Origin of the sequence: Pseudomonas sp. lyk4-TYG-107 (assembly GCF_030209055.1) — a bacterium.
GTDB classification, from domain to species: domain Bacteria; phylum Pseudomonadota; class Gammaproteobacteria; order Pseudomonadales; family Pseudomonadaceae; genus Aquipseudomonas; species Aquipseudomonas putida_A.
In genome coordinates this window covers 54,326-76,347 of the sequence record NZ_JARVST010000021.1, presented here as the reverse complement: position 1 = coordinate 76,347, position 22,022 = coordinate 54,326, and the positions used below count along the sequence as shown (strand labels likewise).

19 protein-coding genes are annotated in these 22,022 nt (G+C 60.4%); 9 read left to right on the top strand and 10 right to left on the bottom strand.

Going from position 1 to position 22,022, the window contains the following annotated elements:
• Complete coding sequence (locus tag QRN61_RS18785) at nucleotides 1-798, bottom strand: isocitrate lyase/PEP mutase family protein (protein WP_285374522.1); 798 nt, start codon at nucleotides 796-798, stop codon at nucleotides 1-3.
• 31 nt (nucleotides 799-829) lie between these two features.
• Nucleotides 830-1,912 (bottom strand): bifunctional transcriptional activator/DNA repair enzyme AdaA, encoded by a 1,083-nt coding sequence (locus tag QRN61_RS18780; RefSeq protein WP_285374520.1) that lies wholly within the window; start codon nucleotides 1,910-1,912, stop codon nucleotides 830-832.
• Between the two features lie 107 nt (nucleotides 1,913-2,019).
• On the opposite strand from QRN61_RS18780, the gene QRN61_RS18775 reads away from it, so the two are divergent.
• On the top strand, nucleotides 2,020-2,433 hold the full coding sequence (locus QRN61_RS18775) for a VOC family protein (RefSeq protein WP_096795943.1): 414 nt from the start codon (nucleotides 2,020-2,022) through the stop codon (nucleotides 2,431-2,433).
• Here QRN61_RS18775 and QRN61_RS18770 read toward each other — a convergent pair.
• On the bottom strand, nucleotides 2,430-3,050 hold the full coding sequence (locus QRN61_RS18770) for a LysE family translocator (protein ID WP_097087945.1): 621 nt from the start codon (nucleotides 3,048-3,050) through the stop codon (nucleotides 2,430-2,432). The two genes, QRN61_RS18775 and QRN61_RS18770, sit on opposite strands and share 4 nt — an antisense overlap.
• Before the next feature lie 274 nt (nucleotides 3,051-3,324).
• Between QRN61_RS18770 and QRN61_RS18765 the strand changes: the two genes are divergently transcribed.
• Together QRN61_RS18765 and QRN61_RS18760 are read left to right on the top strand one after the other, a co-directional pair.
• A complete protein-coding gene (locus QRN61_RS18765; RefSeq protein WP_285374515.1) occupies nucleotides 3,325-3,939 on the top strand; it encodes a biliverdin-producing heme oxygenase in 615 nt (204 codons plus the stop codon).
• Nucleotides 3,936-6,182: an ATP-binding protein gene (locus QRN61_RS18760; protein ID WP_285374513.1), complete on the top strand. Its 2,247-nt coding sequence runs from the start codon at nucleotides 3,936-3,938 to the stop codon at nucleotides 6,180-6,182. Before QRN61_RS18765 ends, QRN61_RS18760 begins: the two co-directional genes overlap by 4 nt.
• A 42-nt stretch (nucleotides 6,183-6,224) precedes the next feature.
• Here QRN61_RS18760 and QRN61_RS18755 read toward each other — a convergent pair whose 3' ends face one another.
• The gene (locus QRN61_RS18755; RefSeq protein ID WP_285374511.1) at nucleotides 6,225-9,908 is read right to left on the bottom strand and encodes a hypothetical protein; all 3,684 of its coding nucleotides are present in this window, start codon (nucleotides 9,906-9,908) and stop codon (nucleotides 6,225-6,227) included.
• 223 nt (nucleotides 9,909-10,131) lie between these two features.
• Between QRN61_RS18755 and QRN61_RS18750 the strand changes: the two genes are divergently transcribed.
• A complete protein-coding gene (locus QRN61_RS18750; RefSeq protein ID WP_095139638.1) occupies nucleotides 10,132-10,719 on the top strand; it encodes a LysE family translocator in 588 nt (195 codons plus the stop codon).
• Nucleotides 10,720-10,733: 14 nt separating this feature from the next.
• Here the strand turns inward: QRN61_RS18750 and QRN61_RS18745 are convergent, their stop codons facing one another.
• The 3 genes from QRN61_RS18745 to QRN61_RS18735 form a co-directional block, all read right to left on the bottom strand.
• Entirely contained in the window at nucleotides 10,734-11,567 is an 834-nt protein-coding gene (locus QRN61_RS18745; protein ID WP_097087938.1) for an AraC family transcriptional regulator, read from the bottom strand.
• A 35-nt stretch (nucleotides 11,568-11,602) separates the two neighbouring features.
• The gene (locus tag QRN61_RS18740) at nucleotides 11,603-12,106 is read right to left on the bottom strand and encodes a VOC family protein (protein ID WP_007965300.1); all 504 of its coding nucleotides are present in this window, start codon (nucleotides 12,104-12,106) and stop codon (nucleotides 11,603-11,605) included.
• A gap of 191 nt (nucleotides 12,107-12,297) precedes the next feature.
• Nucleotides 12,298-12,972: a class I SAM-dependent methyltransferase gene (locus QRN61_RS18735; protein ID WP_285374507.1), complete on the bottom strand. Its 675-nt coding sequence runs from the start codon at nucleotides 12,970-12,972 to the stop codon at nucleotides 12,298-12,300.
• A 92-nt stretch (nucleotides 12,973-13,064) separates the two neighbouring features.
• Here QRN61_RS18735 and QRN61_RS18730 point away from each other — a divergent pair, with 92 nt between their 5' ends.
• Nucleotides 13,065-13,457: a GFA family protein gene (locus QRN61_RS18730; protein ID WP_285374505.1), complete on the top strand. Its 393-nt coding sequence runs from the start codon at nucleotides 13,065-13,067 to the stop codon at nucleotides 13,455-13,457.
• Between the two features lie 265 nt (nucleotides 13,458-13,722).
• Here the strand turns inward: QRN61_RS18730 and QRN61_RS18725 are convergent, their stop codons facing one another.
• Nucleotides 13,723-14,553, bottom strand: a complete 831-nt coding sequence (locus tag QRN61_RS18725; protein WP_285374503.1) for an alpha/beta fold hydrolase — start codon at nucleotides 14,551-14,553, stop codon at nucleotides 13,723-13,725.
• A gap of 251 nt (nucleotides 14,554-14,804) precedes the next feature.
• Here QRN61_RS18725 and QRN61_RS18720 point away from each other — a divergent pair, with 251 nt between their 5' ends.
• The 4 genes from QRN61_RS18720 to QRN61_RS18705 all read left to right on the top strand — a co-directional run bounded on the left by QRN61_RS18720 (nucleotide 14,805) and on the right by QRN61_RS18705 (nucleotide 19,044).
• Nucleotides 14,805-15,260: a (2Fe-2S)-binding protein gene (locus QRN61_RS18720; RefSeq protein WP_007965305.1), complete on the top strand. Its 456-nt coding sequence runs from the start codon at nucleotides 14,805-14,807 to the stop codon at nucleotides 15,258-15,260.
• A 14-nt stretch (nucleotides 15,261-15,274) separates the two neighbouring features.
• Entirely contained in the window at nucleotides 15,275-17,437 is a 2,163-nt protein-coding gene (locus QRN61_RS18715; RefSeq protein WP_285374502.1) for a xanthine dehydrogenase family protein molybdopterin-binding subunit, read from the top strand.
• Nucleotide 17,438: 1 nt separating this feature from the next.
• Entirely contained in the window at nucleotides 17,439-18,017 is a 579-nt protein-coding gene (locus tag QRN61_RS18710) for a hypothetical protein (protein WP_285374501.1), read from the top strand.
• A gap of 61 nt (nucleotides 18,018-18,078) precedes the next feature.
• Nucleotides 18,079-19,044, top strand: a complete 966-nt coding sequence (locus QRN61_RS18705) for a sensor domain-containing diguanylate cyclase (protein ID WP_285374499.1) — start codon at nucleotides 18,079-18,081, stop codon at nucleotides 19,042-19,044.
• A 552-nt stretch (nucleotides 19,045-19,596) separates the two neighbouring features.
• On the opposite strand, the gene fabI is transcribed toward QRN61_RS18705, so the two are convergent.
• On the bottom strand, nucleotides 19,597-20,391 hold the full coding sequence (gene fabI / locus QRN61_RS18700; RefSeq protein ID WP_003202751.1) for an enoyl-ACP reductase FabI: 795 nt from the start codon (nucleotides 20,389-20,391) through the stop codon (nucleotides 19,597-19,599).
• Nucleotides 20,392-20,410: 19 nt separating this feature from the next.
• Nucleotides 20,411-22,021, bottom strand: coding sequence for an ABC transporter ATP-binding protein (locus tag QRN61_RS18695; protein ID WP_285374497.1), 1,611 nt, complete (start codon nucleotides 22,019-22,021; stop codon nucleotides 20,411-20,413).
• Between the last annotated feature and the right edge of the window lies 1 nt (nucleotide 22,022).

Sequence of the window (22,022 nt, the reverse complement as noted above, 5' to 3'; positions counted from 1 at the left end):
CTATTTCAGCAGTCCGTTGACTTCGCCGTAGGTCAGCGCCTTCAGATCATGGGTGTCGAGCTTGCCGCTGGCGAGGAAGCTTTTCACCAGCGAGCCCATTGCGCCGTAGAGGAACTCGGCGATCCCGGACCCGGCGCTCAAGCGCCGCACGCCCAGAGCTTGCAGCTCGGTCGGCGACGGCAGGCAGGCGAAGCCGAGCACGTTCACCGGCAGTGACGTGCCCTTGCAGATTGCCTCGATTTCATAAGCGGCGGTCACGCCAGCGGCAAACAAACCATCGGCTCCGGCCGCCTGATACAACCTCGAACGGCGCAGGGTTTCGGCGACGCGATCCTCGGCCGGGACCAGACCCTTGAGGTAGACGTCAGTGCGCGCGTTGATGAACAGCTTCACATCACGTTTGCGGGCGACTTCTCGCGCCACTTCGATCTTGCGCGCCAACAGCTCCGGGGCGCCGCTGCCGTCCTCGATATTGATCCCGACCGCACCGGCGGCAAGCACCGCGTCGACCACTTCGGCCACACGGCCAAGGTCATCGGAATAACCCGCCTCGATGTCCACGCTCAGCGGCACCTGGATCACCCGCGCGATGGATTCCACGGTTGAAATCAGCCGTTCGAGGGGCAGGGTGTTGCCGTCTGGATAGCCATGCGCCCAAGCGACTGCCGCGCTGCTGGTGGCGACCGCTTTACCGCCTGCATGCTCGACCAGTCGCGCGCCAGTGGCGTCGGCGACGTTGGTCAGGATCAGCAGACCTTCCTGGTGTAACTGGTGGAACCGAGTGTCGAGCGCGTTCATCGAAATCCCTTCTTGTAAGTGGAGCGAAGTGTCAGAAAGCCAGTGGTTGCGTGAGCTGCACCGCAGCGTTTTCCAGCCTCAGCAGAAACGCCTTGCGCGGCTGTCCACCACCATAGCCGGTCAGCGTACCGTCCGCACCGATCACCCGATGGCACGGAACCACGATCGACAGCCGATTGTGCCCATTGGCCAAACCTACCGCGCGACTGGCGCCGGGTTTGCCCAGGCGTGAGGCGATGGCGCCGTAGGTGCTGGTCTGGCCATAAGGAATTTGCAGCAGTTGCTCCCAGACTTGCCGGTCGAACGCGCTGCCGGGCAGGTGCAGCGGGACGCTGAACAGAGTGCGGGTCCCGGCAAAATATTCGTTGAGTTGCTCTTCGATCTGCCGCAAATGCGCGTTGTGTCCCGGTGCGACCACGTAGCCATGGCGGGCCTGCAGTTCCTCGACCTCGCGGGTCAGCGCCGGGCGATCGAGAAACTCCAGCAACACCAGTCCGCGACGTTCGGCCATCGCGATCATCGGCCCCAGCGGCGTGGTCAGGCGGGTGAACAGCAGCGGTTCACTGTGGGCCGCACGACCCGGGGTGATGTGGAACGACTTCTGGAACGCATCGCGAAAACCGCTGAGCGATTCATAGCCTGAGTCGAACGCCGCATGGTCAATCGAGGTGCCTTGGCGAATCCCGCCCAGCGCCATACCGAGCCGGCGCGTGCGCAGCCACGCATGAAAGGTCATGCCGAAATGCTGCTTGAACCAGCGCCGCAGCTTCAGCGGTTCGATGCCTTCGGCCAGCAGTTGCGCATCGCTCCAGCGCATTTCCGGGTCGGCATCGACGGCGGTGAGCAGGCGCTGCACCCAGTCGGGGGCGATGGCGGCAGCGTCCAGCGGCTTGCAGCGCAGGCAGGCGCGATAACCGGCGCTCAAGCACTCATCGGCATGGGCGAAGAATTCGACGTTCTCCGGTTTCGGCTTGCGCGCCGTGCAGCTGGGGCGGCAGAAGATCCCGGTGGTTTTCACGGCCGTGAAGAACACCCCTTCGTAGGCGGTGTCGCGTTCGAGCATGGCGCGAACCATCTCGGCGTGGGGCGGCAGCAGTGCGGTTTGTATGTTCATGGCCTGAGCTTAAATCCAGGATTTCGATGGCTCCACCGAAAAATCGACAGTGAATTTTTTCGATTCTGCACCACAATCAGCGGATCGCCGATTCGCTGGAGCCAACCATGCCACCGTTCATCATTCAACACATCGATCACATCGTCCTGCGTGTCGCCGATCTGCAACGCAGTATCGATTTCTACCGCCAGGTCTTCGGCGCCGAGGTGGTCAGGCACAACGAACCATTGGGTCTGGTGCACCTGCGCGCCGGCACCTCGATGATCGACCTCGTCGACTTGCAAGGCGAACTCGGCAAAAAGGGTGGCGGGGCGGCCGGTACCGAGCGGCGCAACGTCGATCACTTCTGCCTGCGCATCGAGCCGTTCGATGAGCCGGCGCTCCTCAGCCACCTGCAGTCCTGCGGCCTGAGCGTTGAAAAAGCCGCCCGACGTTTCGGCGCTGAGGGCTACGGCCTGTCGCTGTATTGCTTCGACCCGGACGGCAATCAGGTCGAGCTCAAAGGGCCGTCCGAAACTTAAGCCCGTTTCGCCAGCAACAACACCGAAGCCGCCGCCGACAGCAGCCCCGCGCAGCAACGGTTGAAGATCCGTTTGCCGCGCGGCTCGGCGAACCAGCGGCGCATGTGCAGGCCCATCCACGCATAGGCGCCGATGGCAATCCATTCCAGCAGCAGAAACAGCGCGCCGAGCACCGCGAATTGCGCCGGCACCGGGCGGCTCGGATCAACGAATTGCGGCAGAAACGCGGTGAACAACAGGATCGCTTTCGGGTTGCCCGCCGCCACCAGAAACTCCTGACGCGCCAGCCGCCAGAACCCCACCGACGCTCCGGCGACCTGCTGCTCGGCCTCGGGGTTGGCGCGCCAGAGTTGCCAGGCCAGGTACAGCAGGTACGCCGCGCCAATGATCTTGATCGCATGGAACAGCCATTCCGAGGTCTGCAGCACCACCGACAATCCCGCGCCGGCGAGGGCAATCATTGCGGCGAATGCAACGATTCGCCCGATACCGGCGGCGCAGGCCCGACGATAGCCGTAGCGGGTGGCATTGCTCACCGACAGCAGGTTGTTCGGGCCGGGGGCCATGTTCAAAGCAAAACAGGCCGGGAGAAACAGCGAAAGCGTGGCGAGATCCATGGGCTTGGGCTCCGGAAGCGATGACGCTTTTTTATCACAGGCTGCGGGCGCGTTGACCCGTACAGTCATGCGGTGCTGTCGCGGTACAGCCTTGGCAGCCTCTTTGATCGAGTCGAACTTTTCTGATTCTCCAGAACTCTGAAAGGTCTGAAGGCGATGGTTTCGTCAGAAAAATCTGTGCGCCAAGTCAGAAAAAGGCGTTTGCCGTGTAATATCCTTCCAAAGCTGCAAACACCCTGCCGGCCCCGAAGCGGCCCCACCAAGAGCGATCTACATGCAAGCAAAGGCCCGTGAAGTTTATGTGCCACCGGTGCTGCAAGATCTGCGAGCCGGCACTGCCGAACTGCACATCGCACTGGAAAAACGTCTTCCTTTTTTCTCCGATACCCTCGATTCCAACGCTTTTGTACGGCTGATGCAGGCCTACTACGGCTTTTATCGACCGCTGGAAAGCGCATTGCTCGACAGCGGCGTGATGCCGGTCGATTTCGATCTTGCGCCACGTCTCAAGGCGCGAACCCTGCTCAACGATCTGCAGGCGCTGGGCCTGACGGCCGAGGCCATCGCCCGCTTGCCAGTGTGTCAGTCGTTGCCCGTGATCGACTCCAGCGCTGCCTGCCTGGGGGTGATGTACGTGCTGGAAGGGGCAACCCTCGGCGGGCAGATCCTGCGTCGCGAAATCGCCTCGCGGTTGAGCCTGAACGCCGACAACGGTGCGGCATTCCTCGACGTTTACGGCGCTGCCACAGGCCGCCGCTGGCGCGATTTCATTGATTACCTGGGCAGTCGATCGCTGGATGCGGGCGAACGTGAAGCCGTGGTTGCGGCAGCCCAAACCACATTCAGCTGTTTCGAGCGCTGGCTCGAAAGCCGGGAGGTACTGGCATGAACCCGCAAGACCAAGAAGCCTTTGAAGAACTGCTGGCCAACTGTGCCGACGAACCGATCCGCTTTCCCGGGGCAATCCAGCCCCACGGCCTGTTGCTGACTCTGAGCGAGCCGGCGCTGGACATCATTCAGATCAGCGCCAACGTCGAGACCCTGCTGGCACGCCCGGCGCAAGAACTGATCGGCCAGCCACTGCACGAATTGCTGGGTGAGACGCACGCGGCGGCCGTGCGCGAGGCGTTGCAACAACCGGTATTTGCCGATGCCGGACCGCTGCACTTTCGCCTCAACGGCACCGCGTTCGAAGGTCTGCTGCACCGTCATCAAGGCGTGTTGATTCTGGAACTGGAAATCCACGTCGAGAACTTCCAGCCGCGCAACGTCGCCGGCAACCAGACCCATCTGGGGCGCATGCTCCAGCGACTGCAAGCGGCCACTTCGCTGCAGGCGCTGTACGACATCAGCGTCAAGGAAATCCAGGCCATGACCGGTTACGATCGGGTGCTGATCTACCGCTTCGAGGAGGAGGGCCACGGTCAGGTGATCGCCGAGGCGTCCGACCCGTCAATGGAAGTGTTTAACGGCCTGTTTTTCCCGGCCTCGGACATCCCCGAGCAGGCGCGCGAGCTGTACCGCACCAACTGGCTGCGGATCATCCCGAATGCCGATTACCAGCCGGTGCCGCTGGTGCCCAAGTTGCGCCCGGACACCCAGACCCCGCTGGACCTGAGTTTTGCCACTCTGCGCAGCGTCTCGCCGATTCATTGCCAGTACATGAAGAACATGGGCGTGCTGTCGTCGATGAGCATCTCGCTGCTCAAGGGCGACAAACTCTGGGGCCTGATCAGCTGCGGCAACCGCCAGCCGCTGCACGTGCCGCATGAACTGCGCAGCGCGTGCCAGACCATCGGTCAGGTGCTGTCGCTGCAGATCAGCGCGATGGAAGCGCTGGAAATCAGCCGCCAGCGCGAGGAGAAAGTCGAGGCGTTGGCGCTGCTCAATCAGGCCATGATCGACTCGCCGGAAAACGTCTTCGACGGTCTGGCGCAACAACCCCAAGTGCTTATGGCGCTGGCCGGGGCCGGGGGCATTGCGATCATCGAAGACAAGCAATTGCACCGTTATGGCAACTGCCCGGAGCCGGAAGACATTCGCGCCCTGCACAAGTGGTTGCAGAACACCGGCGAGCCGGTATTCGCCAGCCATCATCTGGCGAGCGTTTATCCGCCAGCCGCGCAGTTTCAGCAAGTGGCCAGCGGCGTGCTTGCCATGAGCCTGCCCAAACCGGTGGACAACGGGGTGATGTGGTTCCGTCCCGAGGTCAAGGAAAACATCAACTGGAGCGGCGACCCGCGCAAACCGCTGGATCTGGAAAACTCCGACGCCGGCCTGCGTCTGCGTCCGCGTACTTCGTTCGAAATCTGGAAAGTCGAGATGGCCGGGATCTCCACCAAATGGAGTCATGGCGATCTGTTCGCGGCCAACGATTTGCGCCGTTCGGCACTGGAAAACGACCTGGCGCGACAGGTACGCCGCGAGCAGGAGGCGGTGCGCGCCCGTGATGAACTGGTGGCGGTGGTTTCCCATGACCTGCGCAACCCGATGACCGTGATTTCCATGCTCTGCGGCATGATGCAGAAGACCTTCAGTTCCGACGGCCCGCACACCTCGCGGCGCATCTCCACGGCTATCGACACCATGCAGCAGGCAGCTGGGCGGATGAACACGCTACTGGAAGATCTGCTCGACACCTCGAAGATCGACGCCGGGCGCTACACCATCGCCCCGCAGACCCTGGATGTCGGGCAGATGTTCGAGGAAACCCAGTCGCTGCTCGGGCCACTGGCGCTGGACAAGGACATCAATATCTCGTTCGAGGCCGATCCCGACCTGAAAATCCACGCCGACCCGGAGCGCCTGTTTCAGGTGCTGTCGAACCTGATCGGCAACGCGATCAAGTTCACCCCGCGCAAAGGTTCGGTGGGCGTGTTGGCCAAGTCTGACGGCAAAGAGATCGTGTTTACCGTGCGCGATACCGGCGAAGGCATTCCCAAGGAAAACCTGGCGCGGGTGTTTGACCGCTACTGGACGGTGAAGGAGGGCAACCCGACCGGAACCGGACTGGGCTTGTACATCACGCAGGGGATTGTTGAAGCCCACGGCGGGCGCATCGAGGCCAGCAGTGAGCCGGGTGAGGGCACGGAGTTTCGGTTTACCGTGCCGGCGATGCTCTCCGGGGAATGAAGAAATCCGTGCCACCTTAAACGGGGCACGGATTTTGGGTGGTTAGCCCAGATCGCTCAACGACATGAACACGTGTTTCGGCATCGGTACAAATCGATTGTTGCGCAATTGGCTGATCGCATACACCGCGCTGGCGGTACGACCATTGCCGTCGCCGAAGCCTTGAAAACCGGCGATGGCCGCCAGCAAGTGTTTGTCGACATGCTCATGGGCGGCATCGAGCGTCTTCAGATGTTGTTCCAGCGAAGCATAACCGCTGATGCTGCCACCATATTTTGTTGGCTGTCCTACCTCGCGCACAGACTCCGCCAGTTGAGGCACCAGTCGAGCGTGGATCTCTTTGACCACGTTCGCATCGGTGAGCGATTTATTGTTGCTCGTATACTCGCGCAGGATCGCGACAATGTGCTCCAGTTCGTTGTCGGAGGACGAACCCTTGACCATCCAGGCTCCGGCTCTCTGCGCATTGTCGGTGAAACCCTGCGGGTTGAACGCCGTTTCGGGCATCACGTCGCTGTAGGGTGGCTTGCCCAGATCCAGCTTCAAGACGCTTTGCTGATGATTCTTCAGATAGATGACTTTCCTGGATTCAAGCTCGGCCATTGATCCAAGTATTTCCGAATAGTCACCAGCTTTTGTAGTGAACTTTGTGCCGTTGAACCGGGGGCCTCTGCTTTTGGTGAAGCTGATCAGTACGTCGTTCGCCGCGGCATGACCGATTAACGATTCCAGTTGCTGGAATCCCTTTGAGGACTGAGTCGCTTCCCTCGTTGCAGCGTTGAACAGATGCTGCAGTTCTGTCGCATTGCCGCCCTTGGGTATGGAAACAACGTCCTGGCTCAGGCGTGTGACGAGCTGTTCGACTGTTTCGAGTGCATCATCCTTGAACAATGCCCGTGCATGCGCCAGCGTCGGCAACGTCATGCGAATCTCCGCTGCAACCCCGGTCTTGCTCAGGGCCTTGACCAGGTCGTACGAGCCGCTGCTGGTACTGCTCAGCGCTCGGAGTTGTCCGGCTCCGGCCCGGATGACGGTATGGCCGAAATGGCTGAGTTTCATCACGCCTTTGCCGACCAGTCTGGCGCCACCGTAAACCAGCTTCGGAACGCCATCGAGCGGATTGAACACCGACAGCGCTACGCTTGCGCCGACCTTGCTCAGGCTTAACAGTCTTGTACTGCTGCCCAGCGCCTTGCTGAACGGCCCCAGCGCTCCGGCAAAGACGAAGAGGATCGCGGTCAGGTCCATCACACAGCTGAATATGGCGCCGCTGCGAAGATCCGGGTCACTGGAGGACAGGCCCCTGATGCACTGGCGGAACGGGATGACGATGTCGAGAATGGTTTCGGTGACGTTGTCCCAGTCATCATGTTTCTTCTCCAGGGCGGGTCTGTCGTAACTGATTGCATAAAACTGATCGTAATGGGTGGGGGGATTATGTTCGGCAATGATTTCGCCGATCTTGTCGAAACGCTCCGAGTTGAAACTGTGCATAGGGCTACGCGTGAAGGGGAGCGCGTCGTCAGGCTCATCGAATTCGGCAAAGCGTTCGAGAATGATGCCCGGCCTGTCTCGCAGCTCCTCGCTCAAGGGGGGCTGGCCTTCGAAGTAAGCGGTTTTCTCGATTCGCGCATGAAGATACGTCAGCGACTTGAAGTCTTTGTCGCCGTTCGGTCCCTCGGTAAACCATCCGATCTCATCGAGTGTCTGGCCGCGGATGTAGGCTTCAGCAAGAGCCGGATTATTGCGGCAAATGCCTTGCAGGGGGAATATTTCAAAACAGTAGAACTGCAATCCATACTTGCAAAACAGCATGTTGCCGAAGCGCGCTGTTTTACGTGGATCAAACGGCACAAAGCTGCTGTTTATCGGGGTTTGTATGGAGAAGTCGCGAACGCTGAATATGGCCACCTTGCCAAATTCAAGTGCCATCCGTTCATCCAGTGATAATCGTGAAAGTGTCAGGCGCACAGTGGTATTGATGGCTGTTTTGTATTGCTTGAAGTATTCTTTTACTTTTGCCTTGTAAATGTCGTTGATTGGTTCGAGTGTCAGCAGATCCGGATACGCCTTGTAGATACTTGTGCCGGATTGCCTGTCATAGCCTTTTTTGAACAGCAAGTTGCGGGTCATGTAAACATCAAGCACGGAATGATAATGGCGTTCGTATCCGTATTCGACCGGCAACGCTATTTGCATCATCGGATCGCAACCTACGTCGTACAGCTCGGCTTTTGCCAGCTTGCGCCGGCTGACCGGTGGGGTGGCGATCGTTGTCAGTGCGGCGTTGATCGCCTCGAGGTGGGCGTTGTATTGGCTGGCTGCCTGCTTGAACAGTTCCTGGGTTGGCAGGTCATTGGCATTCTCCGGTTCCAGGCCATTCAGCATCGACCAGTCCATGATGCCTTGCAGGTTCGCCCAGTCATGCAGGGTCTGCTGTTGGGCACTAGTGGGCAAGATCGCGCCCAATTCAAGCAGCTTGTCATAGGACATCTGACTGGACAGGCCAGGCGCGATGGTCTCGGCCAGACTTACCGATTTGCGCAGAATTACCCAGCCTGGCGTGCCGATCTGTAGCGTCGTGGGTGTTCTGACCAGGAATTCGGGCGCAAGTCCGGCGAGGATCAGTTCCAGCGTCATTGGAACTGCATACTCCTTTATACGTCGGCGCCCGAGTGCCTGTTCCAGTGCCAGGTTGACCTCATGGGAGGTAGCCTGCACGTAACCTGGGTTATAGATATTCTGCTCGATGAAGTTCTGGTTCTTGTCTTCGCGACCCAACGACAAATCCAGCATGACCGCTGCGACCAGCAGGCGACTGCGCTGCTCTGTGCTCAGCACAGTCGCATTGGCCATGGACGGCTCGTTCAACGCTTCGAAGCAGGACTGGGCGAAAGCTTTGGCTTCTTCGGTCTCGATCAGCAGTGCCCAGGCGCGACGCGGGTATTCACGCAGGGCTGTCGGCGTCTCTTTCTTGAGCAGTGCGCCCGCCAGATAATTGATCAGCGGTTCCGCGCGCGGCTCGCCCTTGTCCATCAACTTATGGATGACCTGGTAGATAGCCGATTGCTGATCTTCGTCGATGCACAGCTCTGTTGCGCCGGTTTCGTTCGATATCCCCCAGTAGTTGCCATGTGTCGGTGGCAGCGGCAACGTCAGTTCGAGCCAGGCAATCAGGTTTTGCAAGTGGTCTGCGGTCTCGGGCAGGTTCAGTTGCTGGAACTGCAGCCAGTTGAGCAAGGGCAGACGGTCGCTTGAAGACACGATGCCACCTGTCATGACTGCACTGCTGGCCAGCAGTTGCAGGTCGGCTTTCAACGAATCAATCTCGTTGATCTGCTGGGTGATATCAATGCGCTCGATAAACGTCCCGACAGTTGTTTCGATTTCATGGACTTGAAAGATTTCGCCCTTTTTATTGACCAGTGTCCAGTTGTCATCATTGATTTCTAACGTATCGACGATTGCAACGAATTGTGGCTGACGTACCAGTTGGCGCAGGACGATGTGTGCCGAAAAATGCGCTTGATTGAATAGACTTCCCTCAAGAGTCGATATGCACAGTTGTTTGTTATTAACACGGTTGGTGGGGTAGGCATAGTTGTCGCTGGCCTTGGCCTTTTCCCACTTTTCGAGCATGGCTCTCATTGTCTGCGCAATATCACGTCGCTCAAGTTGCTCACTTGATAGAGGTGCTGGGGTAAAAAGATTGGTTGAAGTCGTCATTGGGTGTCAGTCCATCCATGGCTATATAGGTGGGTCAATAAACGGGTACCGCGAAGATTTGTTTTCGCGTGGCGACTATATCGGCGCAACCAGGGTTTGTTTTGCAGTATTGGTTTCAACGTATGTTTCGTGTCGGTCGATACGAGGGCAATTTTGTTCAATACAGCAGGCCGTGCCTTAGTTAGCCTGAGTCTCTTTCTCCCCACTCTGCAGCAGGTGCGTAATGAGTCTGATTGTGTCGATGGCGGCGTTTGCGCTGGTGGCGTCCATAACCCCGGGGCCGGTGAATATAGTGGCGCTGAGTTCCGGTGCGCAGTTCGGCTTTCGGGCCAGTCAGCGGCACGTGGCAGGAGCGACGCTGGGTTTTGTGCTGTTGCTGGTGCTGATGGGCCTGGGGCTGCATGAGGTCCTGAAACTGTGGCCATTTCTGACCCGGGTGGTGCAATTGGCCGGGGTGGCGTTTCTGTTGTTCATGGCCTGGAAACTGGCTGCCGATGACGGCCAGTTGCATGCCGGCGAGGCGGGGCGGGCGCCGTCGATGTTGTACGGCGCGGTGATGCAATGGCTCAACCCGAAAGCCTGGCTGGCCTGTGTGGCAGGGATGGGCGCGTTTGTCGCCGATGGCGAGGCGCGGCTGGTCTGGCAGTTCGCCGCGGTGTATCTGGTGATCTGTTATCTGTCGGTCGGTTGCTGGGTCTATGCCGGGACGTTTCTGCGTGGGTATCTGGGCAATCCGAAGGGGATGCGCCTGTTCAACCGGTTGATGGCCTTGTTGCTGGCGGCGAGCGCGGGTTATCTGCTGTTGCCGTGAGCCCGGCGCCAGGGTCAGCCGCGATATTGGCCGGGGGTTGCCGCCAGATGCTGTTTGAATGCGCGCTGAAAATGCGCCTGATCGGCAAACCCTGCCTCCAGTGCGACATCAGCAATCAACTGGCCGCTGCGCAGACGTTCGCGGGCGAACTGGATGCGCTGGTTGACCACAAATGCATGCGGGGTCATGCCGTAATGCTGCTTGAACGCACGGATCAGATACGACGGTGACAACTGCGCCGCCGTGCAGATGTCCTCCAGGCTGAGCAGGTCCGTGCAGTGTTCGCGGATGAAGTCGGCGGCGCGTTCGAGCTTGAAATTCGGTTCGCGCAACGGTGGTTCAGCCGGGTTCAAGCGTAGTTGCAGATCGCTGAAAAACTCCACCGCTGCGCTGTGTTTGCGCAGTACGTCCTGCTGCTCGTCGACGAGTGTGGCGTAAAGCCCTTGCAGGTCACGAAACAGTCGCGGGTCATCCAGATGAGTAGTGGAAAACCGCCGAAACTCAAGCTCGGCACTGAACCCCAGTTGATGCTGCAGATCCGTCAGCCACGACGTCTCGACATACAGCATCAAGTACGACCACGGCTGATCATCGAGCGGGTTGCAGGCATGCACGTCGCCGGGATTCATCAGCACCACGGTGCCGGCGGCGACTTCGAACGTCGATTGCTCATGCACATAAATGCTGCGCCCCGCCGTGATCGCACCGATCGAAAAATGCGCGTGGGAATGGCGCGAGTAGCAGACCTCACGGCCATCGGCGATGGCCCGCGCTTCGATGAAGGGCAGGGCATCGTCGCGCCAGAAGCGAGGGGCTTTTTCAGGGTTTTTGGCGGCAGCGTGTTTCATCGTTATGGTTCCCGGCAGGCCAGAACCGGAGTGTATTAGCTCTGGCCGGCAAAGGCCCGCTCCAGTTCGGCGATGTCGAGTTTTTTCATCTTGAACATGGCCTGCATCGCCCGTTGCGACTTGCTGGTGTCGGGGTCCTGCATCATGTGCATGAACGCCACCGGCACGATCTGCCACGACACGCCGAACTGGTCCTTGAGCCAGCCGCATTGCTGGGCCTCGACCGGGCCACCGGCCGACAGGTTGCCCCAGAAGTGGTCGACTTCTTCCTGATTCTGGCAATTGACCTGAAACGAAATGGCCTCACTGAACTTGAACATCGGCCCGCCGTTGAGGCCGGTGAAGGTCTGGCCGTCGAGTTCGAAACTGACGGTCATCACCGCGCCTTCCGGCTTGCCGTGAAATTCCTGGCCGACCTTACTGTAGTGGGTCAGGCCGGTGATTTTCGAATGATCGAAGATCGAGCAATAGAACTTCGCGGCGGCTTCGGCCTGATCATCGAACCACAGGCACGGTGTGAGTTTTTGAAAGCGTTGCATGGCAGTCATCCTCGGCAGGTTAGACACGCAGGATTTACAGCGTAGTCAGTCCTTGGTCGAATGGCGGTGCCGTAGATCGACAAGTGCGTCGCTTGCCGCCAAACCCTGTAGGAGTGAGCCTGCTCGCGATGGCGTAGGGTCAGGCAACGCCTATGCAAGCTGCGACGACGCCATCGCGAGCAGGCTCACTCCTACAAGGAGCGCCGTTCGGCGATCAGCAACAGTGACTGCGGCACCGTGCTTTGCGGGTGCTGCGGTTCCTGCAAACCGAGAATGTGAAACCCGGCCATGTCCAGCGCGTTGCACCAACTCGACAGCGTGCGGAAATACCACGGCATCGGCTGCCACTGGCCCTTGAACCCGGCGAAGAACTCTTCACGCCAGCCATCCTGATAATCGCCGGCCGCCACGGCCCACGGATGCAGGGTCTGAATGATCATGGCGCCGCCGGGAACCAGTAACTCATGCATTGCGGCGAGCAATGGAATGATGTCCTGATGCAGCAGCGAGAAGTTGGCGCAGATCAAATCGTAGTCACGGCCAATATCAATTTCGGCGTCGACCAATGCCGCATAACTGGCCACATGTACCTTGGCCGAACCGGCCGCGCGTGCAGCCTCGATCAACGTCGCATCGCCATCGACGCCCGCCGCATCGATACCGCGATCCGCCAGCGCCCGCAACAACCAGCCTTCGCCGCAACCCAGATCCAGCACGCGTCCCGGTTGGCGGCCCATGATCGCCAGCAGGATCGCCTGATCGGTGACCTGCTGACGGCTTTCGATGGCACCGCTGCGGATCGCGTCGATCCAGGCATCAGCGTTGGCGTGCCAGCTTTGCAACAAGATGGATTCAGGGGAGGGCATGGCGCGGTCTCCGGCAAAGGCAGAATGTGGGCGTTGGCTTGTACGACTGCTATGGTCAAAGGCTGAACAGAGTCTGGCAGAGGATAGACACCATGAGCCCATTAACTGGCGGCTGCCTGTGCGGCGATGTGCGTTTCGAAGCATCAGGCGAACCTTACCGCGTCGGGATCTGCCACTGTCTCGATTGCCGCAAACACCACGGCGCGTTGTTTCATGCCTCGGCGATATTTCCCGAGAATGCGCTGACCGTCAGTGGCAAGACCGGCGAATATCAAGGGCGGGTGTTCTGTCCGCGCTGTGGTTCGCCGGTACTGGCGCGTTCGGGGGATGAAATTGAAGTGAATGTCGGCTCGCTGGACGCGCCGAACCAGTTCAAGCCGACTTATGAACTGTGGACTGTACGGCGCGAGTCATGGTTGCCGGCGCTGCCACTGGTGCACCACTACGAACGTGATCGCGAAGGGACGGGGCGCACCGAGGAATAGTACGCAGGTCAAGCCAATCATCCAGCCCACTCTGTGGAAGCTAGCCTGCTCGCGAATGCGGTGGGTCAGCCAACCCCATCATTGATTGACCGATTGCCTTCGCCAGCAGGCTGGCTCCCACACGGTTCCTGGTGTGACCGAGTATTCAGCAACCACCTGAAAACCTGTGGGAGCTGGCTTGCCAGCGATGAGGCCGGCACATCCACAATTGATGTTGCCTGATCCACCGCCATCGCTGGCAAGCCAGCTCCCACAATGATGTGTGTCAGCCGCGAATAAACGCCAGCAGATCGGCATTGATCGTCGCCGCCTCAGTCGTCGGCATCCCGTGCGGAAACCCCGGATACGACTTCAACGTGCCATTTGGCAGCAGTTTCGCCGACAAAGGCCCCGAGTTCGCATACGGTACGATCTGATCGTCCTCGCCATGCATCACCAGCACCGGCACGGTGACTTTCTTCAGGTCTTCAGTGAAGTCGGTCTGCGAGAACGCAACGATCCCGTCGTAATGCGCCTTGGCGCCGCCGATCATGCCCTGACGCCACCAGTTGCCGATGATCCCCTCAGACGGCTTGGCCCCGGGGCGGTTATAGCCATAAAACGGCCCGCTGGGGATATCGCGGTAGAACTGCGCGCGATTGGCCGCCAGTTGCGCCTGAAAATCGTCGAACACCGATTTCGGCAAACCACCCGGATTGCTTTCGGTCTTGACCATCAACGGTGGCACCGCGCTGATCAATACGCCTTTGGCGACGTTGTCCTGACCATGCCGGGCGATGTAGTGGATGACCTCGCCGCCGCCGGTGGAGTGGCCGACATGCACCACGTTCTTCACCCCCAGGTGCTGAACCACCGCCAGCGCATCGTCGGCGTAATGGTCCATGTCATGGCCGTCCCAGACCTGACTCGACCTTCCGTGCCCCCGGCGGTCATGGGCGATCACTCGAAAACCCTGGGCCAGAAAGAACAGCATCTGCGCATCCCAGTCATCCGAGCTGAGCGGCCAGCCGTGGTGGAAGTGGATCACCGGGGCGTCCTTCGGGCCCCAGTCCTTGTAGAAAATATCGACGCCGTCTTTGGTGGTGACAAATCCCATGTTCGCGACTCCTGACCAAGGTGATGGGTTACCGCGCTTGTCGCAGACCGGTCGTGAGGGTTCGGATAAGCGCCGTTATCAGCCAGAAGATTAAAGTCGACATTTTTGCGATAGGGCATGACCGGTGGTCGCCATGTCTGGCTTCACGCGCAAATTAGGCTTTGCTGAAAGGGATAAGCCGAGGCGCGCACAGGCTTCGATGGCCGTAGCGACGCCCCTTCAGAACACCGTGAGTCTGAGGAAATCCCCCGATGCTTACCTTGAATATCAATGGCAAGGATCAGGAGCTCGATGTGCCGGCCGACATGCCGTTGCTCTGGGTCCTGCGTGACGTTGCGCACCTGACCGGTACCAAATTCGGCTGTGGCATGGCCCAGTGCGGCGCCTGCACCGTACACGTCGATGGCGCGCCATTGCGCGCCTGTATCACGCCCGCCACCGCCGTGGCGCACGGCCAGAAGATTCTCACGATCGAAGGCCTTTCGACCGATGGCTCGCACCCGGTGCAGCAGGCCTGGGCCGAACTTGATGTGGTGCAGTGCGGCTACTGCCAGTCGGGGCAGATCATGTCTGCCGCCGCGCTGCTGGCGAAAATCCCCAAGCCCACCGACAGCGATATCGATCAGGCGCTCTCCGGCAATATTTGCCGCTGCGGTACCTATCCGCGAATCCGCGCGGCTGTGAAACGTGCGGCCGAGATCGGCTGATTGGGAGATAGACGATGAACAGTCCTGTATCGCGTCGCGGATTTCTCAAGGGCAGTGCCGTGCTGGGTGGCGGTCTGGTGGTGGCGTTTGTCGTCCCCGGTGCCCATCGTTTTGCTCTGGCGGCGGAGAATGAAGGCAAGGTCTTCGCGCCGAATGCGTTTTTGCGCATTGCCGCCGACAACAGCGTGACGGTGTTGCTCGGGCATTCTGAAATGGGCCAGGGCATCTGGACCGGCCTGACCATGCTGATCGCCGAAGAACTGGACGCCGACTGGTCGACGATCCGCGTCGAGCACTCGCCGGCCTCGGCGGCCAATTACGGCATGCCCGCGTTTGGCGGGATGCAGATTACTGGCGGCTCGACCTCGACCTGGATGGAATTCGACCGCTACCGGCTCGCCGGGGCCACGGCGCGGCAGATGCTGGTGGAAGCGGCGGCCAAGCGCTTCAACGTCGCTGCGTCGACGATTCGCACCGAGTCCGGCGTAGTGATCGCCGGCGATAAACGCGCGACGTACGGCGAACTGGCGGACGCCGCCGGGCAACTGCCAGTGCCGGATCCAAAGTCGATCACCTTCAAGGAGGCCAAGGACTGGAAAGTCATCGGCAAACCGACCAAGCGTCTCGACACCCCGGAGAAAATCACCGGCCGCGCCAGGTTCGGCATGGACGTGCAATTCGAGGGCTTGATGACCGCGATGGTCGCCCGTGCGCCGGTGTTCGGTGCCACGGTCAAATCCTTCGAGGGCGCCGAGGCACTGGCGGTGCCCGGTGTGCACAAAGTGGTACAGGTGCCGACCGGTGTGGCGGTGATTGCCGATCATTACTGGGCGGCGAAACTTGGTCGCGATGCGCTGAAGGTCGATTGGGATCTCGGGCCGCACGCTGACCTGAGCAGCCAGGGCCTGCTCGACAGTTTCCGCAAACTGGCAGCGACACCGGGCACTTCCGCCAGCCAGGCTGGGGATCCGAAAGGCAACTTCGACAAGGCGGCGAAGAAAATCGACGTCGAATACAGCGTGCCGTATCTGGCGCACGCACCGATGGAACCGCTGAACTGCACAGTGAAGATCAGCGCCGAAAAGTGCGAGATCTGGACCGGCACGCAATTCCAGACCCTCGACCAGATGGTCGCCGGCAAGATCACCGGACTCAAACCGGAACAGGTGGAAATTCACACCGAATTTCTTGGCGGCGGATTCGGGCGGCGGGCCAATCCGACCTCGGACTTCGTCGCCGAAGCGGTGCAAGTGGCGAAAGCCGCCGGGCTGCCGGTGAAAACCGTGTGGTCGCGCGAGGACGACATTCGCGGCGGGTATTACCGCTCGATGTTCCTGCATCAGGCACGCATAGGCCTGGACGGGCAGGGCATGCCGCTGAGCTGGCAGCATGTGCTGGTCGGCCAGTCGATCATGGCCGGCACCATGCTCGAACAGACCATGGTCAAGAACGGCATCGACGCGACTTCGGTCGAAGGTGTGGCCGACAGCCCGTATATCAAGGGCCTGGCCCATCAACAGGTCGAGCTGCATTCGCCGCAGACCGGAATCAATGTGCTGTGGCTGCGTTCGGTGGGGCACAGCCACACCGCGTTCGTCATGGAGTCGCTGATCGATGAACTAGCCGCTGCGGCGGGCAAGGATCCGGTGGAGTACCGACGTACCTTGCTCAAGGACCATGCGCGGCATCTCGGGGTGCTGAATCTGGCGGTGGAGAAGGCCAACTGGAAAGCGCCATTGCCGGACGGACATGCGTTGGGTGTGGCGGTGCACGAGTCGTTCGGCAGTTATGTGGCGCAGGTGGCCGAGGTCTCTCAGGACAATCTGGCGATCCGCGTGCACCGCGTGGTGTGTGCGGTGGACTGCGGGATCGCGGTCAACCCGCAGAGCATCGCGGCGCAGATGGAATCGTGCATCACTTTTGGCCTGGGCATGGCGCTGCACAGCAAGCTGACGGTCAAGGACGGCGCGGTGGTGCAGTCCAATTATCACGATTACCAGGTGCTGCGGCTCAACGAGATGCCGCTGGTCGAAGTGCATATCGTGCCCAGCAGCGACAAGCCCGGTGGCATCGGCGAGGCCGGTGTTCCGCCCACAGCGCCGGCGGTGGCCAATGCCGTGTATGCGCTGACCGGGCAGCGCTTGCGTGAACTGCCGCTGCAACTGTCGGGGGTGTGAGATGAAACGACATCTGCTGTTGGGCACGATGATGTTGCTGGGGCTGGGCGGCTGCGCCTCGGACCTGTTCGCCGACGATCAGGAGGCACTCAAGGCGTTCGGCACGGTGCAGAAGGTGTTCCAGAGCCCGCGCTGCCAGAACTGCCACATCCCCGGCGATTCGCCGCTGCAGTTCGATGCGGGCAAACCACACGCGATGAATGTGGTGCGCGGCATGGACGGCAAGGGCGCCGCCGGTTTGCCTTGCGCCACCTGCCACGCCGAGAGCAATCCACCGGCCAGTTATGGCCCGCATGCGCCACCGGGGGCGCCGCACTGGAGTCTGCCGCCGGCGGCGCACAAGATGGCCTGGATCGGCCTGCCGCCGGACAAGTTGTGCGCGATGATCAAGGACCGCTCGAGCAACGGCGACCGTGATTTCGCCGCGCTGATCAAACATGTCAGCGACGACAAACTGGTGTTGTGGGGCTGGAACCCCGGAGCAGGGCGCGCACCGGTGCCGGTGCCGCATGACATTTTTGTGGCCCAGTTCAAGCTTTGGGCCGATGCTGGCGGGCCATGTCCGGTGGCGGGCGGTTGAGTGTGTGAGTCGCTGGCGAATCAAGCTACTCTAACGGTCATTGACCCTGATGGAGTGCGTGATGCTGGCCCCGATCAAACCCGCCAATGAAGCCACCCGAATTCAAGCGCTGCACGGCTTGAAGGTTCTTGATTCGGCGCCGGAGGAGCGTTTTGACCGGCTCACGCGGCTGGCCAAACGCCTGTTCAACGTGCCGATTGCGCTGGTGACGCTGGTGGACAAGGATCGGCAATGGTTCAAGTCGTGCGTCGGCCTCGACGTCAACGAAACCCCGCGTGATGTATCGTTCTGTGGGCACGCGATTCTTCAGGACGAATTGCTGCTGGTGCCTGATGCCAAGCAGGACAAGCGCTTTCATGACAATCCGCTGGTCACCGGCGAGCCGAAGATTCGTTTCTACGCGGGCTACCCGCTGACCGTGCCCAACGGCAACAAAATGGGCACGTTGTGCCTGATCGACATCAAGCCGCGTGAACTCGACGACGAGGAGCGTGCCCTGTTGCGCGATCTCGCCGGCATGGCCGAGCAGGAGTTGATGGCGGTGCAGATGGCGAGCATGGACGAGCTGACGCTGCTGTCCAACCGCCGCGGCTTCAAGACCCTGGCCCAGCATGCGCTGGACGCCTGCAAACACCGGGACAAACCGGCGACGCTGCTGTTTTTCGATCTCAATGACTTCAAGCAGATCAACGATCGTTACGGCCATGCCGAGGGCGACAGTGCGCTGAAGACCTTTGCCGATGTGCTGCGCATCGCTTTTCGCGAGAGCGACGTGGTCGGGCGATTGGGCGGTGACGAGTTCGTGGCGCTGCTGACCGGCTCCAGTCACGTCGAAACCACAGCGATCATGGCGCGGCTCAAGGAAATCCTCGACGAGCGCAATGCGATGTTGCAGCGCGGCTACGAGATTCGCTTCAGCGTCGGCCAGATCGAATACGATCCGCAACGCCATGAAACGGTGGATCGGTTACTGGCCGATGCCGACGAGGCGATGTATGCGCACAAGCAGGCGTTGAAACGGCGCTGATTCAGGCCTCATCGCTGGCAAGCCAGCTCCCACAGATTTAGCGGCTGCCCACGAAATCCCGGCACACCGCAGAACCCTGTGGGAGCGGGCTTGCTCGCGAAAGCGTCCGGCCAGGCGATATCCATGTTGAATGTGCCAGCCTCTTCGTGAGCAAGCCCACTCCCACAGGTTTATCGGGTGCTCACAAAATTCAGGTGCAGCGCAGAACCCTGTGGGAGCGGGCTTGCTCGCGAAAGCGTCCGGTCAGGCGATATCCATGTTGAATGTGCCGGCCTCTTCGTGAGCAAGCCCACTCCCACAGGTTTATCCGCTGCCCACAAAGTTCAGGCGCATCGCAAAACAGTGTGGGAGCGGGCTTGCTCGCGAAAGTGTCCGCTCAGGCGATATCCATGTCGAATGTGCCGGCCTCTTCGTGAGCAAGCCCACTCCCACAGGTTTATCCGCTGTTCACGAAATTCAAGCTCACTCCTACAGGGGGATTTGGGTTGTTGAAGACATTGCAGGCACAAAAAAACCCGCCGATTGGCGGGTTTTTTATCGGCAGACCGAAGATTACTCTTCGATGTTGCCCATGGCGGTGGTGTTGAAGCCGCCGTCCACGTACATGATTTCACCGCTGATGCCCGACGCCAGGTCGGAGCACAGGAAGGCGCCGGCGTTGCCGACTTCTTCGATGGTGACGTTGCGGCGCAGTGGGGTTTGCGCTTCGTTGGCGGCCAGCATCTTGCGGAAGTTCTTGATGCCCGAGGCTGCCAGGGTACGGATCGGGCCAGCCGATACGCAGTTGACGCGGGTGCCGTCCGGGCCCAGGGAGCCGGCCAGGTAACGTACGCCAGCTTCCAGCGAAGCCTTGGCCATGCCCATCACGTTGTAGTTCGGCATGGTGCGCTCGGCGCCCAGGTACGACAGGGTCAGCAGGCTGCCGTTGCGGCCTTTCATCATTTCGCGGCCAGCCTTGGCCAGAGCCACGAAGCTGTAGGCGCTGATGTCGTGAGCGATGCGGAAACCTTCACGGGTGGTGGCTTCGGTGAAGTCGCCGTCCAGTTGGTCGCCCGGGGCGAAGCCGACGGAGTGCACGATGCAGTCCAGGCCGTCCCACTTCTTGCTCAGTTCTTCGAAGACCTTGGCGATTTCTTCATCGCTGGCCACGTCGCACGGGAAGCACAGCTCAGGGCTCGAACCCCAGCCTTGAGCGAATTCCTCAACACGACCTTTCAGTTTGTCGTTCTGATAAGTGAAGGCAAGCTCAGCGCCCTCGCGATGCATGGCGGCAGCGATGCCGGATGCGATGGACAGCTTGCTGGCGACACCGACGATCAGTACGCGCTTACCGGCGAGAAAACCCATGTGTTGCTCCTCTTTCAGGTTATTGCGCAGTGGCTGGTGCCAAAAAAGCGGCTTCCAGCAACTGCTGTGTATACGGATGTTTGGGGGCGGCAAAAATATCTTGCGCGTCTCCCTGTTCGACCACTTGGCCATGCTTGACCACCATCAACTGGTGGCTCAGCGCTTTGACGACAGCCAGGTCATGGCTGATGAACAAATACGTCAGGTTGTACTTGGCTTGCAGTGAACGCAACAGCTCCACCACTTGCCGCTGCACCGTGCGGTCGAGCGCGGAAGTCGGCTCGTCCAGCAGGATCAGCGCCGGTTTCAGCACCAAAGCCCGGGCAATGGCGATACGTTGCCGTTGCCCACCGGAAAATTCGTGAGGGTAGCGGTGCCGGGTTTCCGGATCCAGACCTACCTCCTTCAATGCCGCAATAATCGCCGCTTCCTGCTCGGCGGCGGTGCCCATCTTGTGAATCCGCAGGCCTTCGCCAACGATGTCGCTGACGCACATCCGCGGACTCAGGCTGCCGAACGGATCCTGAAACACCACCTGCATCTCCCGCCGCAACGGGCGAACCTCGTTCTGCGTCAGGCAGTCTAGCTGCTTACCCTCAAAGAGGATCGCGCCTTTGCTGCCGATCAGCCGCAAAATCGCCAGACCCAGCGTGGATTTGCCGGAACCGCTTTCCCCCACGATCCCCAGCGTCTGTCCCTGAGGCAGGCTGAAATTGATGCCGTCCACTGCCTTGACGTAATCCACCGTGCGCTTGAGCAGGCCTTTCTTGATCGGGAACCAGACTTTGAGGTTCTCGACTTCGAGCAGCGGCGCCCCGATTTTATTGCTCGCCGGGCCTCCGCTGGGCTCCGCGCCGAGCAATTCCCGAGTGTACGGATGCTGCGGCGAACGGAACAGCTCTGCGCACGATGCCTGTTCGACGATGCAACCGCGCTGCATGACACATACGCGATGCGCAATTCTTCGCACCAGGTTCAAATCGTGACTGATCAGTAACAGCGACATGCCCAATCTGGCCTGAAGTTCCTTGAGCAAATCGAGGATTTTCAGCTGAACGGTCACGTCCAGTGCGGTGGTCGGCTCGTCGGCGATCAGCAGTTCCGGCTCGTTGGCCAACGCCATGGCGATCATCACCCGCTGGCGCTGGCCGCCGGACAATTCGTGGGGCAGGGCCTTGAGGCGTTTGTGCGGCTCGGGAATGCCGACCATCTCCAGCAGCTCCAAAGTGCGCTTGGTCGCGACTTTGCCGCTCAGACCCTTGTGGATGCCGAGGATCTCGTTGATCTGCTTCTCGATCGAGTGCAGCGGGTTGAGCGAGGTCATCGGCTCCTGAAAGATCATCGCGATGCGGTTGCCGCGAATATGCCGGATGGTCTTTTCGCTCAGCCCCAGCAGATTCTGCCCGGCATAGTTGATGCTGCCGGCCGGATGGCGGGCCAGCGGGTAGGGCAGCAGGCGCAGGATCGAGTGCGCCGTCACCGATTTGCCCGAGCCGGACTCGCCGACCAGGGCCAGGGTTTCGCCGCGTTTGATGTCGAAGCTCACGCCCTCGACCACCCGGTGCAGCCGCTCGTTGAAGCCGAACTCGACGGCGAGGTCGCGCACTTCGATCAGATTGTCCTGATTCATT